Here is a 15822-nt window from a genome sequence, read left to right on the forward strand (position 1 = left end):
ACTACTTCGCCTGCTCCAGCTTTGCGGCCTTGGCGGCATCGTACCACCAGATGTCGGGGGCGCCGACGCCGGAGCCGTATTTCGGCGGCTTCGGCGGGTGGCTGAACTGATCCCAATAGGCGATCGGATGGGTCTGCCGATACCATTGCGGGATCCAATAGTGCCCGGCGCGGAACACGCGATCCAGCGCGCGGCAGGCGAAGGTCAGATCGCTCCGGGTTTCCGCGGCGATCACCTTGGCCACCAGCGCATCGACAGCGGGATTGCTGATCCCGGCGAGATTGTAGGAGCCCTTGGTCTTGGCTGTGTCCGAGGTGAAATAGGAGCGCAGACCGTCGCCGGGGGTCGGCGACATCGACAGCCGCTGCACCGTGATGTCGAAATCGAAATCCTCGACCCGGGCGCGGTACTGCACGGCGTCGACGATGCGCAGATCGGCATCGATGCCGAGGGTCTGCAGGTTTTTGATCAAGGTGCCGTGGTGCGGCTTGAACGAGACCTCGTCGATCAGGAACTCGATCGAGAACACTTCGCCGGACGGCAGCATCCGCTTGCCGTCCTTCACCGGCAGGCCGGCCTGCTGCAACAGTTGCGTGGCCTTGCGCAGCAGCGCGCGATCCTGGCCCGACCCATCCGAGGCCGGCGGCACGAACGGCTCGCCGAACACCTCGTCGGGCACCTGGCCGCGGAACGGCTCCAGCAGCTTCAGCTCCTCCGGCGACGGCGGCCCGACCGCGACCATGTCGGAGTTCTGGAACGGCGACACGGTGCGCGCATAGGCGCCGTACATGATGGTCTTGTTGGTCCACTCGAAGTCGAACGCATAGGTCAGTGCCTGGCGGACGCGCGGATCGGAGAACTTGTTGCGGCGGGTGTTGATGAACCAGCCCTGCCCGCCCGACGGCGTCTCGTCCGGCAGCAGCTCGCGCTTGACGCGGCCGTCCTTGATCGCCGGGAAGTCGTAGCGCGTGGCCCAGATCCGCGAGGTGAACTCCTCGCGGAACAGATAGCTCTTCGCGGTGAAGCCCTCGAAGGCGACGTCGCGGTCGCGATAGAACTCGTAGCGCACGGTGTCGAAATTGTAGAAGCCGCGGCTGACCGGCAGGTCGGCCGCCCACCAGTCCTTGACCCGCTCGAACTCGACGTAGCGGTTCACCTCGTATCTGCCGACCTTGTACGGCCCGGAGCCGAGCGGCACCTCGAGCGTGGATTCGTCGAACGAGCGGCTGGCGTAATAGGTCTTCGAGAAGATCGGCAGGGTCATGACATAGAGCGGCACGTCGCGCGCGCGCTTCTCTGCGAAGCTCAAGACCACCGTGGCATCGTCGAGGGCCTCGGCCTTCACGAAGTCGCGCAGCTGCACGACGATCAGCGGATGGCCCTTCTCCTTCAGCGTATTCAGCGTCCAGGCGACGTCCTGCACGGTGATCCTGCTACCATCGTGGAAGCGCGCTTCGGGCCGCAGAGTGAAGCGGTAGGACGATTTGTCGGCCGAGATCGCGACCGACTTGGCCACCAGCCCGTACACCGCATCCGGCTCGTCGCCCGACGGCACCATCAACGACGCGAACGTCATGCTCATGCCCTGAGCGCCCTCGCCCTTGAGGATGTAGGCATTGAACGAGTTGAAGGTATAGTAGGACTGGTTGTAGGCGCGCACCGAGGGGATCAGCGAGAACATCCCGCCCTTCGGCGCGTCGACATTGACGTAGTCGAAGTGACGGAAGTCGGCCGGATATTTCAGGTCGCCGAACGCCGAGGCGCCGTGCGAGTCCGGGCCGAACTCCGCGGCAGCGGCCGGCCTGACGAGCGGAGCCGTGAGCGCACCGAGCCCGAGCCCGAGCACGCCGCGGCGCGACAGATGCGACAGCGTGCTCAAGAGCGCTTCACCTTGGCAGCCTTCTCGGCGTCGTACCACCACAGCGTCGGCCAGCCAGTGCTGGCGAATTTCGGGAACGGCTCGAAATGGCTGAAGCGGTCCCAGCGCGCGCTGCGCGCGAACGGATAGGTGAATTGCGGCACGACGTAGAAATTCCACAACAGCACGCGGTCGAGCGCATGCGTCGCGGCCTCCAGGGTGGCGCGATCCTTGGCGAAGATGATCTTCTCGATCAGCGCATCAATGGCCGGGTTCTTGATGCCGACGGTGTTCTTCGAACCGGGCTCGTCGGCCGCCTTCGAGCCCCAGAAGTCGCGCTGCTCGTTGCCGGGCGACAGCGACTGGCCCCAGAGGTCCGTGATCATGTCGTAGTCGAAGCTGCGCACGCGGTTCTCGTACTGGACGTTGTCGACCTGGCGCACCGTGACGGTGACGCCGAGCCGCTCCAGCGACGGCTTGTAGAACAGCACGATGCGCTCGGAGGACGGATCCTGCACCAGCAGCTCGACCGCCACCTGCTTTCCGGCGGGATCGACCAGCTTGCGGTCCTTGATGTCGTAGCCGGCCTCCTTGAGGAGCTTCGTCGCCTCGCGCAGATTGGCGCGGACGTTCTCGGGATTGCCGCCGACCGGATTCTGATACGGCGCCGTGAACACCTCCGGCGGCACCTTGTCGCGCAACGCTTCCAGCAGCTCCAGCTCCTGGCCCTGCGGCAGGCCGGAGCAGGCGAGGTCGGTGCCCTCGAAGTAGCTGTTGATCCGCTTGTACTGGCCGAAGAACAGCTGCTTGTTCATCTCCTCGAAATCGAACGCGTAGTTGAAGGCGCGGCGCAGCCTTGCATCCTGGAATTGCGGACGGCGCAGGTTGAAGACGAAGCCCTGCATGCGGCCGGAATCGCGGACCGGGAATTCCTCCTTGACCGCACGCTTCTCGGCGATCGCCGGGAAGTCGTAGGCCGTCGCCCACTGCTTCGCCGAGTTCTCGTTGATCCAGTCGGCCTGGTCGGCCTTGAAGGCCTCGAGCGCGACCTGGTTGTCGCGGAAATATTCGTATTGCAGCTCGTCGAAATTGTGCTGGCCGATCCGGACCGGCAGGTTGGCGCCCCAATAATCCTTGACGCGCTCGACCTTGATCGAACGGCCCGGCACGAAGTCCTTGATGCGGTAGGGGCTCGACCCGAGCGGCGGCTCCAGCGTGGTCGCAGTGACGTCGCGCTTGCGGCCCTGCGAATCCGTGCCCTCCCAATAATGCTTGGGCAGCACGACCAATTCGCCGACGATGTGCGGCAGTTCGCGATTGCCCGGGCCGTCGAAAGTGAACTTCACCTCGAGATCGCCGGTCTTCTCGGTCTTCACCACGTGACGATAGTAGGACGAGTAGAACGGGCTGTTCTTCTTCAGCACGTCCAGCGAGAAGATGACGTCCTCGGGCGTCACCGGCTTGCCGTCGTGCCAGCGTGCCTCCTTGCGCAGGCGATAGATCACCCAGGAATAGTCGTCAGGATAGGAGGCGGCCTCGGCGAGCAGACCGTACTCGGTCGAGATCTCGTCCTGCGACCGCGTCATCAGGGTCTCGTAGGGGAGCATCGCGGCCGCGGCGATGTTGCCCTTCACATACATCACGACGATGTTGAAATTGTCGAAGGTGCCGAGCGAGATCATCCGCGCGGTGCCGCCCTTCGGCGCGTCGGGATTGACGTAGTCGAAGCGCTTGAAGTCGGCCGGGTACTTCACCTCGCCGAACAGCGACAGGCCGTGGCGCCAGACCATCTGCTCGCCCGCCTGCGCCTTCGCGGCGTCGAGCGGGGCGAGGCTGGCGGCGGCGCCGAGCGCCGGGGTCATCGCAGCGAAGGCGCTGCTCTGCAGGAGCTGTCGTCGGGTAATCGTCAAATGAGACTTCCTCTGAGTAAGACCGCCTGGAAACAGCTCGGCGGCGTCGCCCGCGGCTGCTCCCGATCCAACGTCTGATCGTAACCCAATCCGGACGGGACAGGTTGCGCCGGCCGAAGCGGGGCGCTCCGGACCGTCCGAACCCGTTCCATTCAGGGGACCAATATACGGCAAGGTTTCGACGGATAACCTTGCTTTTTCCTCATGATACCGGGTTGTGAACGACCGGCATGCGACCAAAGGTCCCAAATGCGGCGAAATTCGCTTCCCCCATAAGCAAAACGGCCGGGCGAGGCCCGGCCGTTTGCAATGCGAGATAAGTCGCGGGTTACTTGGCTGCGGTCGGCAGCGGCGCCGGGTTGTCCGACAGCGAGTTCAGATAGGCCAGCACGTCGGCGCGCTCGGAGTCCTTCTGGATGCCGGCAAAGCCCATCGCGGTGCCCGGGACATAGCCCTTCGGGTTGGCGATGAACTGGTTGAGCGCATCGATCGTCCAGGTGCCGCCCTTGGCCTTGAGCGCCGCGGAGAAATTGAAGCCGCGGCCTTCGCCGACGTGGTCGCCGACGATGCCGTAGAGGTTGGGGCCGACGGCATTCTTGCCGCCCTTGTCGAAGGTGTGGCAGGAGGCGCACTTCTTGGCGGCGACGGCGCCCTTCTCGACCGAGGCGGTCTGCAACAGCTTCTCGATCGGCTCGGCGGCAGCCGGCGCGGCGCCCGGCTTGCCGGCGCTCTCGGCCTCCTTCACAACAATCTCGAAGCCCGGCTTCTCCGGCATCTTCGGCGCGAAGATCGCGCCCGCGGAGAAGCTCGTGACCAGCACGACGAGACAGGCGGCCAGCACGGCGCCGAGGATTTTGTTCAGTTCGAAGGAGTCCATTTTGGAATCAGGCTCCGAGGGCGGATTTCATTGCTTTGAGGCCGCGTGGCCGCGGCCGTGAATCGCCCCAGGATTTCGAGAAGGCATCGAGCAGAATCGAGCCGTCGCGCCTCCCCCTGCGGCAGAAGTGAGATATCGGTTTGCCCGTGCTCTGGCAACCCGTATAAGCGGGCGGTTTTTGCTGTCCCCACCCTCGTCCGGACGCGCTGTTGCGACCGGCTCCGAATGCGCTTTCCCGGATGTCCCGATCCAAGATTCTCGTCCTGATTCCCGCCCGCATGGCCGCGACCCGCCTGCCGGGCAAGCCGCTGCTCGACATTGCAGGCGTGCCGATGATCGTGCAGGTGCTGCGACGGGCGCAGGAGGCGGCGATCGGTCGCGTCGCGGTGGCGACCGACACGGCGGAGATCGCCGCAGCCGTGACCGCGCATGGCGGCGAGGCCGTGATGACCCGCGCCGACCATCCGTCCGGCTCGGATCGCATCTACGAGGCCCTGCAGATGCTCGATCCTGCCGGCGAGGCGGAGGCCATCGTCAACGTGCAAGGTGACCTGCCGACGATTCCGCCGGACGACATTCGCGCGGCGCTCGCGCTGCTCGACGAGCCCGCCGTCGACATCGGCACGCTGGCGGCGGAGATCCGCCACGCCGAGGAGCATACCAATCCGAGCGTGGTGAAGCTGGTCGGCTCGACCATCGGAGCCGCTCGCATGAGGGCGCTGTACTTCACCCGCGCCACCGCCCCCTCCGGAGATGGCCCGCGCTATCACCATATCGGCCTCTACGCCTACCGCCGTTCCGCCCTGGAGCGCTTCGTCGGCCTGCCACCGTCCCCGCTCGAACGCCAGGAGAAGCTCGAACAGCTGCGGGCGCTGGAAGCGGGCATGCGCATCGACGCGGCCATCGTCAACTCCGTACCGCTGGGCGTCGACACGCCGGCCGATCTCGAAACCGCGCGCCGGCTGCTGTCCGGAACCTAGACTGCTACAAGGCCCCACATGAGCAAGATCTTGAAAATCGCATTCCAGGGCGAGCCGGGAGCCAATTCCCATATCGCCATCTCCGAGGCCTATCCGACCGCCGAGGCCATGCCCTGCCCGACCTTCGAGGACGCGCTCAGCGCGATCTCGTCCGGAGAGGCCGATCTCGGCATGATCCCGATCGAGAACTCGGTGGCGGGGCGCGTCGCCGACATCCACCATCTGCTGCCGGGGTCGGGCCTGTACATCATCGGCGAGTGGTTCCTGCCGATCCGCCACCAGCTGATGGCGCTGAAGGGGACCAGGCTCGCCGACATCAAGACCGTCGAGAGCCACGTCCACGCGCTCGGCCAGTGCCGCCGCATCATCCGCCAGCTCGGCGTCCGGCCGATCGTCGCCGGCGACACTGCCGGCAGCGCGCGCGACGTGTCGCAGCGGGGCGACAAGAGCGTTGCCGCGATCGCCTCGCGGCTTGCCGCTGACATCTATGGCCTCGACATCCTCGCCGAGGACATCGAGGACGAGGCGCACAACACCACCCGCTTCGTCGTGCTGGCGCGCGAGCCGCAATGGGCCGAGCAGAACTCCGGCCCGCTGGTCACGAGCTTCGTGTTCCGCGTCCGCAACCTGCCGGCGGCGCTGTACAAGGCGCTCGGCGGCTTCGCGACCAATGGCGTCAACATGACCAAGCTCGAAAGCTACATGGTCGACGGCAATTTCTTCGCCACGCAATTCTACGCCGATGTCGACGGCCATCCCGAGGACAAGGGACTGGCTTTCGCGCTGGAGGAGCTGAAGTTCTTCTCGCGCGAGCTGCGCATCGTCGGCGTCTATCCGGCCCATCCGTTCCGGGCGACGTTCAGCGAGCGGCTGGAAAGCTAGGCCGTCATTCCGGGATGGTCCGAAGGACCCGACCGGAATCTCGAGTGGCAAAACTCAACTCGGGATTCCGGGTTCAAGGCCTGCGGCCTTGCCCCGGAATGACGCCGAGAGGATGCAGGGCTTACGCCGCCGCCTGCCGCTGCAGGCCGAAGGCGTCGGCGAGCAGGGTGTAGGAGCGCTTGCGGGCCTCGTGGTCGAAGATCGCGGTGATCACCATCAGCTCGTCGGCCTGGCTCGCCGCGATCATCGGATCGAGCTTGGCGCGCACCGTCGCCGGCGAGCCGACGAACAGCCGCGAGCGGTTGCGGGCGATCGAGGCGCGGTCGGAGTCCGTATAAGGATAGGCCGCCGCTTCCTCCGGGCTTGGCAACGGCAGGAACTGGCCGCGGTCGCGACGGAGACGGTTGAGGTCCATCGACGACGCCAGCCGCTCGGCCTCCGCATCGGTCTCCGCCGTCACGACCGCGACCGCCAGCACCGCGTGCGGCTGCGAGCGCCAGCGCGACGGCGTGAAATGCGCGCGATAGGTGCGCATCGCGTCGATCGCATCATGGTTGGCGAAGTGATGCGCGAAGCCAAAACCCATGCCCATCTGCGCCGAGAGCTCGCTGGAATAGTCGCTGGAGCCGAGCAGCCAGATCGGCGGCAGCGGCGCATCGTCGGGCATGGCGATGACGTTGTTGTAGGGATGGCCGGCGGGAAACTCGCGCGTCTCCCACAAGGTCAGCTCGTGCAGCCGCTCCAGGAAATCGTCGCCCTCGCGGCGATCGAGCCGGCTCCTCAACGCATAGGCGGTGGTGCCATCGGTGCCGGGCGCGCGGCCGAGGCCGAGATCGATCCGGCCGGGGAACAGCGCCTCCAGCATCTTGAAGCGTTCGGCGACCACCAGCGGCGCGTGGTTGGGCAGCATGACGCCGCCGGAGCCGACGCGGATGTGCTTGGTGACGGCAGCGATCTGCCCGATCATGATGTCGGGCGACGGGCTCGCCACCGAAACCAGGCTGTGATGCTCGGCGAGCCAATAGCGGACATAGCCGAGCTGGTCGACATGGCGCGCCAGATCGATGCTGTTGCGCAACGCCACCGAGGCCGGCGTGGCCGTCGTCGTGACAGAGAGGTCGAGGACTGAAATCGGGATCATGGCTTCAACCTAGTGACTGTGCGGCGGCCCACAATGGCCGAACTGCGTCGGTGACCTGCCAGAAACGCAGGGATGACAGCCTGCCAAGCGGTGGGACGGACAAGCTGTATACAGCTTAAGAATAACTCTGTCCCATCCGCGATCAGCCCATGAATTCGCCGATTCAAGCTATGAAATACTGATCTTTCTTCGTTTTCTTTGCCCACTTTATGATCCACGAACTCCAGAGAATTGAGCAACAATTGAATGATTGTGGGCTAAATCCCATTTCTGGTGGGCTGTCGCTTGCGACTCACTTCCCTTATCTTGGCTCATCCAGCGGGCGATCCGCTCTCAAGTTGAAATTTACGCGCCATCGGGAACCTGCGCCGCCATGACCGACCTCGCCACCGCAATCACTGACGGACATTCCGCGATCATCAGGCCCAAGATCTCGTTCGAGTTCTTCCCGCCGAAGACAGAGGAGATGGACCGGACGCTGTGGAGCTCGATCGAGCGCCTGGCGCCGCTGGAGCCGAGCTTCGTCTCCGTGACCTACGGGGCCGGCGGCTCGACGCGCGAGCGCACCCACGCCACCATCGCGCGCATCCTGAAGGAGACCGCCCTGCTGCCGGCGGCGCATCTCACCTGCGTCGGCGCCTCGCGCGGCGAAATCGACGAGGTGGTCGACCGCTATCATGAGGTCGGTGTCCGCCACATCGTGGCGCTGCGCGGCGACCCGCCCGGCGGCATCGGCACGCCCTATCACACCCATGCCGAGGGCTATCAGACCTCGCCCGAACTGATCGCCGGCATCAAGAAGCGTTATCCGGACATCGAGGTCTCGGTCTCCGCCTATCCAGAGAAGCACCCGGAGAGCCGCGACTTCGACGCCGACATCGACATGCTGAAGGCGAAGGTCGACGCCGGCGCGACCCGCGCCATCACGCAGGTGTTCTTCGACAACGATCTCTACTTCCGCTACCTCGACCGGGTCCGCGCCCGCGGCATCGACATTCCGATCGTGCCCGGCATCATGCCGATGCACAATTTCAAGCAGGCGCGCGGATTCGTCACCCGCGCCGGCACCACCGTGCCGGACTGGCTGGCCGAGAAGTTCGACGGACTCGACGACGATCCCGAGACCCGCAAGCTGGTCGCGGCCACCGTCGCCGCCGGCCAGGTGCACAAGCTCGCCAAGCATGGCGTCGACACCTTCCATTTCTACACCATGAACCGCGCCGACCTCGTGTTCGCGATCAGCCATCTGCTTGGCATCCGGCCGAAGTCCGTCAACAAGGTCGCCGCCTGATGTCCCCCCCTGTTTCCAATGCGCGTACCGCCTTCCTCGCCGCTGCCCGGGAACGCATCCTGATCCTCGACGGCGCCATGGGCACGATGATCCAGGCGCTGCAGTTCGACGAGGCCGCGTTCCGCGGGCCGCGCTTCAAGGATTTCCATCGCGATCTCCGCGGCAACAACGATCTCTTGATCCTGACGCAGCCCGACGCGATCGAGGACATCCACGCGCAGTACCTGCGCGCGGGCGCCGACATCGTCGCCACCAACACCTTCTCGGCGACGTCGATCGCTCAGGCCGACTACGATCTCTCGGACATCATCTACGAGCTGAACCGCGAGGGCGCGCGGCTCGCGCGCAACGCGGCGATTCGCGTCGCCGCCGAGGACGGCAAGCCGCGCTTCGTCGCCGGCGCGATGGGCCCGACCAACCGCACCGCCTCGATCTCGCCTGACGTCTCCAACCCCGGCTATCGCGCGGTCACCTTCGACGACCTGCGCATCGCCTATGGCGAACAGGCGCGCGGGCTGCTCGACGGCGGCGCCGACATTCTGCTGCTTGAGACCATCTTCGACACGCTCAACGCCAAGGCGGCGCTGTATGCCATCGCCGAGCTCTGCGAGGAGCGCGGCATCGACGTGCCGGTGATGATCTCCGGCACGATCACCGACAAGTCCGGCCGCCTGCTGTCGGGGCAGATGCCGGAGGCGTTCTGGAATTCGGTGCGTCACGCCAAGCCGCTGACGATCGGCTTCAACTGCGCGCTCGGAGCGGAAGACCTGCGCGCCCATGTCGCCGATATCGGCCGCGTCGCCGATACGCTGGTCTGCGCCTATCCCAATGCCGGCCTGCCCAACGAGTTCGGCCAGTATGACGAGACGCCGGCCTATATGGCGCGGCTGATCGGCGAGTTCGCGAGCTCCGGCCTCGTCAACATCGTCGGCGGCTGCTGCGGCACCACGCCGGACCACATCGCGGCGATCGCCGCCGCCGTCGCCCCGCACAAGCCGCGCGTCGTCCCTGAGATCGCGCCGCGGCTGCGGCTGTCGGGCCTGGAGCCGTTCGAGCTGACGCCCGCCATCCCCTTCGTCAATGTCGGCGAGCGCACCAATGTCACGGGCTCGGCCAAGTTCCGCAAGCTGATCACCGCCGGCGACTACACCGCCGCGCTGCAGGTCGCGCGCGACCAGGTCGAGAACGGCGCGCAGGTCATCGACGTCAACATGGACGAGGGCCTCCTGGACTCGGAAGCCGCGATGCGGACCTTCCTCAACCTCGTCGCCGCCGAGCCTGACATCGCCCGCGTGCCGGTCATGGTCGACTCCTCGAAATTCCACGTCATCGAGGCCGGCCTGAAATGCGTCCAGGGCAAGCCGGTGGTGAACTCGATCTCGTTGAAGGAAGGCGAGGAGAAGTTCATCCACGAGGCCAGGATCGCGCGCCGCCACGGCGCCGCGGTCGTCGTGATGGCGTTCGACGAGACCGGCCAGGCCGACACCTATCAGCGCAAGACCGAGATCTGCGCCCGCGCCTACAAGATCCTGGTCGAGACGGTCGGCTTCCCGCCCGAGGACATCATCTTCGATCCCAATATCTTTGCGATCGCCACCGGTCTCGAGGAGCACAACAACTACGGCGTCGACTTCATCGAGGCGACGCGCTGGATCCGCCAGAACCTGCCGCACGCCCACATTTCCGGCGGCGTCTCCAACCTGTCGTTCTCGTTCCGCGGCAATGAGCCGGTGCGCGAGGCGATGCACTCGGTGTTCCTGTATCACGCCATCAAGGCGGGCATGGACATGGGTATCGTCAATGCCGGCCAGATGATCGTCTATGACGACATCGATCCCGAGCTGCGCCAGGTGTGCGAGGACGTCGTCCTCAACCGCGATCCCGGCGCGTCCGAGCGGCTGCTGGCGCTGGCGGAGAAGTTCCGCGGCCAGGGCAAGCAGACCAAGGAGGCCGATCTCGCCTGGCGCGAATGGCCGGTCGACAAGCGCCTCTCTCACGCGCTGGTGCACGGCATCACCGAGTTCATCGACGTCGACACCGAGGAGGCGCGCGCCAAGTCGGCACGTCCGCTCGACGTCATCGAAGGCCCGCTGATGGCCGGCATGAACGTGGTCGGCGATCTCTTCGGCGACGGCAAGATGTTCCTGCCGCAGGTCGTCAAGTCCGCGCGCGTGATGAAGCAGGCGGTCGCCTATCTGATGCCGTTCATGGAAGCCGAAAAGGCCGCCAACAAGGGCCGCGCCAACGAACGCTCGAATGCCGGCAAGATCGTGCTCGCCACCGTGAAGGGCGACGTGCACGACATCGGCAAGAACATCGTCGGCATCGTGCTCCAGTGCAACAATTTCGAGGTCATCGACCTCGGCGTGATGGTGCCGGCCGCGAAGATCATCGACACCGCGAAGGCGGAGAATGCCGACATCATCGGCCTCTCCGGCCTGATCACGCCCTCGCTCGACGAGATGGCCTATCTCGCCTCCGAGATGGAGCGCCAGGGCCTGAACGTGCCGCTCCTGATCGGCGGCGCGACGACGAGCCGGGTCCATACGGCGGTGAAGATCGACCCGAACTATCAGGGCGGACCGGTGGTGCATGTCAACGACGCCAGCCGCGCCGTCGGCGTCGCCTCGTCGCTGCTGTCGACGGAGCGCAAGGACGCCTATGCGGCCGAGATCCGCAGCGAGTATCAGAAGATCGCGGCCGCGCATCTGCGCGGCCAGGCCGACAAGAAGCGGCTGTCGCTGAAGGACGCCCGGGCCAACGCGCCCAAGATCGATTTCGCCAAGGCCAAGCCGGTGAAGCCGACCTTCCTCGGCACCAAGACCTTCGTGGACTACGACCTCGCCGAGCTCGTGCCCTATATCGACTGGACGCCGTTCTTCCAGACCTGGGAGCTGGCCGGCCGCTTCCCGGCCATCCTCGACGACGCCAAGGTCGGCGAGGCCGCGCGGGCGCTGTATGACGATGCGCTGAAGATGCTGAAGCAGATCGTCGAGGAGAAGTGGTTCACGGCGCGCGCCGCGATCGGCTTCTGGCCGGCCAACGCTGTCGGCGACGACATCGTGCTGTATGCCGATGACAGCCGCACCAAGACGGTTGCGACGCTGCACACGCTGCGCCAGCAGCTCGAGAAGCGCGAGGGCCGCTTCAACACCGCGCTGTCGGACTTCGTCGCACCCGCGGGCTCCGGCGTGCCGGACTATGTCGGCGGCTTCGTCGTCACGACGGGACTCGGCGAGGATGCGGTCGCCGACCGTTTCAAGAACGCCAATGACGACTACTCCTCGATCCTGGTCAAGGCGCTGGCCGACCGCCTGGCCGAGGCTTTCGCCGAGCGCCTGCATGCCCGCGTGCGCCGCGAGTTCTGGGCCTACGCCCCGGACGAGACGCTCTCTGCCGACGATCTGATCCTGGAGAAGTATGAGGGCATCCGCCCTGCCCCCGGCTATCCGGCGCAGCCCGATCACACCGAGAAGGCCACGTTGTTCGAACTGCTCGATGCCGAGAAGAATGCCGGCGTGCGGCTCACCGAGAGTTTTGCGATGTGGCCCGGCTCGTCGGTCTCGGGCCTCTATTTCGCCTCGCCGGAGAGCTTCTATTTCGGCGTCGGCAAGATCGAGCGCGACCAGGTCGAGGACTACGCCGCACGCAAGGGCATGACGGTGGCCGAGGTCGAGCGCTGGCTGGCGCCGATCCTGAACTACATCCCGGCGCGAGGTGGACAGCCGACCGAGACGCCCCGCCCGGTCGCCTCGCCCGCCCCGGCCAACGACGCGGCCCCTGCCGAGCTGGCCAGCCACCCCGTGGGCTGCACCTGCGCGGTTCATCTGGCCTGGCGCAAGAAGGCGGTCGGCGCAAAGTAGCCTGCGCTGTCGCGCCACCCACAGCTGTCGTTCCGGCCTGTGCGCAATTGCGCACTAGGCCGGAATGACGCCAGTTGCGACGCGCCCTGGCCGGCTCACACGAAGGGCGTTCAGCGAAGATGACCTCGCGGGCACGCGTCCGCATCCTCACAGCGCGCCGCGCCCGAGTTGGTCCAGAACTCCGCCGTCAAATCAGCAGCAGGGCGCAGGAAAGGCCGCGCACTTGCCCAGGCGCAGGTCAGAGCTTGCGCCGTCCGAACTCCCTGGACCTGGGAGCATCGTGCTGTGGCCACGCCACGCTCGCCGGGTCAGCGCCTTCGAAGCGATCGGCCTTCGCCGAGGAGGCCGCGATGAAGCGCGAGATCAGCCGGGCATGGGCGGCCAGCTGGGCGATGATGCGCGGGATGAGACTGGGGTTCGTCACGCAGATGGCGACAAGGACGAACAGCCATGCCCAAAGCGGCGTCGAGTTCGACTTGCGGCTCTCGACTGCCGCAGACGGCTGATCGGATGCACCGGCTGTCCGGGGAGCACCGAACGTATCGGACAAGTTGCCGCCGCGGCTCCCCGGCTGGCTCGCTTCGGACGGAGCCGCCGGGGCGGTCCTGGCCGGGCATTTTCCGTCGGGATAGGACGAGCCGATGCAGAACGGACCGGACTGCGTGATGCGGGCCATCTCGACCAGGCTGGCCGGACTGTACAGATTGACCAGCGTGGAGAGGTTGCCGTCCTTCGGCCAATAGGAATAGACCGCGCCGAAACTGCCGATGACGAGCATGACGAAGACCAGGGGCGCCACGCCGATGACGTTGCGGCGCTCGTCGAGCTTCCGCTCCTCCCAGGCGATCGAGGCATTGTGCCAGGCGCGAAACGTCTCGCGGTCGAACAGATACAGCATCAGGAGGTTGGTCTCGGGCTGCGCCGGCTTCTCCAACGGCCGGCCCGAAGCGTCGAGCGGATAGAGCGACAGGGCCGAGCGTGGACGGCGTCCGAAGCGCGGCGCCGACGGCACACGGCTGTCGCGCCGCCGCCGTGCCGGACTCATCAGCTCGCGGCCGAGCGCGGCGATAGCGTCAAGCCGCTCGGCGATGCTGGGATGGCTGCCGCCGGCGTGATCCGCAGGTCCGTCGAACAGGAGGCCCTCGACCCGCGCGCTGCCGTGGAACATGCCGCGGCCGCCGATCTTGCGGATGGCGCTGAGCAGCGCTTCGGGAAAATGCGTGACCCTGATCGCCTCGCCATCGGCGATATGGTCACGCCCGAGCTTCAGGCTGCGCCGCGCGGCGCGCGCGAGCCGCAGCGAGGTCACGGTCGCGATGCTGCTGGCGAGCAACAGCGGCAGCATCGGCGGCACCAGCACGGCGACCAGGATCTGGCGCCAGTGCTCGAACCGCAGCGGATTGTTCATCTGCAGGATGACAGCGGTCCGCATCAACGCGTGATTCGCGGCGAGCAGCCTGGTGTCGCCATGGCGGATATGCGACGCCTCATGCGCGAGCACCGCCGCCAGTTCGTCGTCGTCGAGCTGATCGAGTAGGCCGCGCGTCACCGCGATCAGGCCGGCCTTCGGCCCCTCGCCCACGGTGACGGCGTTGGGCTCGCTCGCCTCGATGACGCCGAAGCGCGGCAGGCGGACTCCGAGCGCGGTGCACTGCTCCTCGGCAATGGCGACGAAGCGCGGTTCCTCCTGGCGCGAGACCAGCCGCACGCCGAGCGTCTCCATCACGGCCTTCGCATGGCCGCGATACATCCACCAGAACATCAGGCCAGTGGCGAGCGCGATCGGCAGCGCGTAGCGGACGGCATAGCCGGCCGGGTTGGACAGGATGGTGTGCTCATGGTCGGCGACGAGCAGATAGATCGTCAGCGCGAAGGTGCCGATCACCTCGAACGATACGACATAGGCCAGCATCAGCAGGGCCGTGCAGCGCCGGTTGTAGGCGGCGTGCGTGACGTAGCCGTGGACGGCCATGGCGCCCGCTCCTCAGGTGATCACAGGCTGATCTTGACCGGACCGGCGAATTCGGAGCGGCGCTCGCCAAGCGTGAACTTCTCGCGCGCGGCGCTCCCGCACAACCAGGCGATGACGTTGCTGGGGAAGGCGCGGCGGACCGAGTTCAGCTCCTCCACCGCCAGATTGTAGAATTTCCGCGCCGCCGTGATGCGCTCCTCGATCCGGATCAGATCGCTGCGCAGCGTGCTGTAATGCGCGGCGCTGGCCAGCGCCGGATAGGTTTCGCTGACCGAGAACAGGTTCTGCAGGACATTGGCGATCTGCGTGTCGGCCTGGATCACCGATCCGCCGCCGCCGGTGAGCGCCTCCAACGCATCGACGCGGGCCTCCAGCACGTCGCGGATCACGTCGTGCTCCTTGGTCGCGAAGGCGCGGACCACCTCGACGAGGTTGCCGATCAGCGCGTGCCGCTCGATCAGGAGCGCGTCGACGTCGCCGAACGCCGCATCCGCCCGCTCGTCAAGCTGGCCCAGCAGCGCGTGCTGCGCGCGGATCTTGAGCAACAGCCAGAGCACCGCGCCGGCGAGCAGCCAGGCCCACCAATAGTCCAGCGCGACGTTGGCGGCGCGGGTCACGCGCCCGGAGAAATCGATGGCCTGGAGAAAGTTTTCGACTGAAAAGGAAGACATGAAATACCCCCGAGACGCGATTTTTCGGCAAGCTTTACATCCGTCCCCTCTAAGACTTTGCACCGCGGATCGCTCAAGTTGTAATGAGATTCCTGTCCTGTTTCAGATTGTACAAGGGGCCAGGCATCTCGCCTGACGGCAAGACCGCCCTCGGCGCGAAGAGTTGGCGCGGCCTCACCCACCCACAACCGTCGTCCTGCCCTCGTTCGCAATTCCCCCCGCGGCGCCAGGACCCATCACGCATGATGCATCTGTGGCACACGGTGGCTGAGATCGAGCGCATCACTGCTGGCTGTCAATTATGGGTCCCGGCCTCAAGGCCGGGGCGACATTGATTTTGACGCATCCTGGTCGGCTTACCCGCGGGCCTGAGCGCT

10 protein-coding genes are annotated in these 15822 nt (G+C 66.1%); 4 read left to right on the plus strand and 6 right to left on the minus strand.

From position 1 onward, the window contains the following. Position 1: 1 nt before the first annotated feature. The 3 genes from ACQR1Y_RS20135 to ACQR1Y_RS20145 all read right to left on the minus strand — a co-directional run bounded on the left by ACQR1Y_RS20135 (position 2) and on the right by ACQR1Y_RS20145 (position 4645). Complete coding sequence (locus tag ACQR1Y_RS20135; protein ID WP_434877963.1) at positions 2-1870, minus strand: extracellular solute-binding protein; 1869 nt, start codon at positions 1868-1870, stop codon at positions 2-4. Between the two features lie 5 nt (positions 1871-1875). Further along, positions 1876-3720, minus strand: a complete 1845-nt coding sequence (locus ACQR1Y_RS20140; RefSeq protein WP_434877962.1) for an extracellular solute-binding protein — start codon at positions 3718-3720, stop codon at positions 1876-1878. A 376-nt stretch (positions 3721-4096) separates the two neighbouring features. Further along, positions 4097-4645, minus strand: coding sequence for a c-type cytochrome (locus ACQR1Y_RS20145; RefSeq protein WP_434856337.1), 549 nt, complete (start codon positions 4643-4645; stop codon positions 4097-4099). 239 nt (positions 4646-4884) lie between these two features. On the opposite strand from ACQR1Y_RS20145, the gene ACQR1Y_RS20150 reads away from it, so the two are divergent. Next, positions 4885-5625 (plus strand): 3-deoxy-manno-octulosonate cytidylyltransferase, encoded by a 741-nt coding sequence (locus ACQR1Y_RS20150; RefSeq protein ID WP_434877892.1) that lies wholly within the window; start codon positions 4885-4887, stop codon positions 5623-5625. Between the two features lie 18 nt (positions 5626-5643). Next, complete coding sequence (locus ACQR1Y_RS20155; RefSeq protein WP_434877891.1) at positions 5644-6507, plus strand: prephenate dehydratase; 864 nt, start codon at positions 5644-5646, stop codon at positions 6505-6507. Between the two features lie 121 nt (positions 6508-6628). Here ACQR1Y_RS20155 and ACQR1Y_RS20160 read toward each other — a convergent pair whose 3' ends face one another. Beyond that, positions 6629-7648, minus strand: a complete 1020-nt coding sequence (locus ACQR1Y_RS20160) for an LLM class flavin-dependent oxidoreductase (protein WP_434877890.1) — start codon at positions 7646-7648, stop codon at positions 6629-6631. 373 nt (positions 7649-8021) lie between these two features. On the opposite strand from ACQR1Y_RS20160, the gene metF reads away from it, so the two are divergent. Then, positions 8022-8939 (plus strand): methylenetetrahydrofolate reductase [NAD(P)H], encoded by a 918-nt coding sequence (metF, locus tag ACQR1Y_RS20165; protein ID WP_434877889.1) that lies wholly within the window; start codon positions 8022-8024, stop codon positions 8937-8939. Continuing rightward, positions 8939-12802, plus strand: coding sequence for a methionine synthase (gene metH / locus ACQR1Y_RS20170; RefSeq protein WP_434877888.1), 3864 nt, complete (start codon positions 8939-8941; stop codon positions 12800-12802). The genes metF and metH overlap by 1 nt, the downstream gene beginning before the upstream one ends. Positions 12803-13040: 238 nt before the next feature. Here metH and ACQR1Y_RS20175 read toward each other — a convergent pair whose 3' ends face one another. Continuing rightward, positions 13041-14774 (minus strand): M48 family metalloprotease, encoded by a 1734-nt coding sequence (locus ACQR1Y_RS20175; protein WP_434877887.1) that lies wholly within the window; start codon positions 14772-14774, stop codon positions 13041-13043. A gap of 20 nt (positions 14775-14794) precedes the next feature. Continuing rightward, positions 14795-15445, minus strand: coding sequence for a LemA family protein (locus ACQR1Y_RS20180; RefSeq protein WP_434877886.1), 651 nt, complete (start codon positions 15443-15445; stop codon positions 14795-14797). Positions 15446-15822 lie beyond the last annotated feature (377 nt).

This window comes from Bradyrhizobium sp. HKCCYLRH3099, assembly GCF_051167855.1.
Lineage (GTDB): Bacteria > Pseudomonadota > Alphaproteobacteria > Rhizobiales > Xanthobacteraceae > Bradyrhizobium.

Coding starts and splice junctions, on each gene's coding strand:
- ACQR1Y_RS20140 (WP_434877962.1), bottom strand. CDS start 3,720: ATGACCCCGGCGCTCGGCGCCGCCGCCAGCCTCGCCCCGCTCGACGCC.
- ACQR1Y_RS20145 (WP_434856337.1), bottom strand. CDS start 4,645: ATGGACTCCTTCGAACTGAACAAAATCCTCGGCGCCGTGCTGGCCGCC.
- ACQR1Y_RS20175 (WP_434877887.1), bottom strand. CDS start 14,774: ATGGCCGTCCACGGCTACGTCACGCACGCCGCCTACAACCGGCGCTGC.
- ACQR1Y_RS20160 (WP_434877890.1), bottom strand. CDS start 7,648: ATGATCCCGATTTCAGTCCTCGACCTCTCTGTCACGACGACGGCCACG.
- metF (WP_434877889.1), top strand. CDS start 8,022: ATGACCGACCTCGCCACCGCAATCACTGACGGACATTCCGCGATCATC.
- ACQR1Y_RS20180 (WP_434877886.1), bottom strand. CDS start 15,445: ATGTCTTCCTTTTCAGTCGAAAACTTTCTCCAGGCCATCGATTTCTCC.
- ACQR1Y_RS20155 (WP_434877891.1), top strand. CDS start 5,644: ATGAGCAAGATCTTGAAAATCGCATTCCAGGGCGAGCCGGGAGCCAAT.
- ACQR1Y_RS20150 (WP_434877892.1), top strand. CDS start 4,885: ATGTCCCGATCCAAGATTCTCGTCCTGATTCCCGCCCGCATGGCCGCG.
- metH (WP_434877888.1), top strand. CDS start 8,939: ATGTCCCCCCCTGTTTCCAATGCGCGTACCGCCTTCCTCGCCGCTGCC.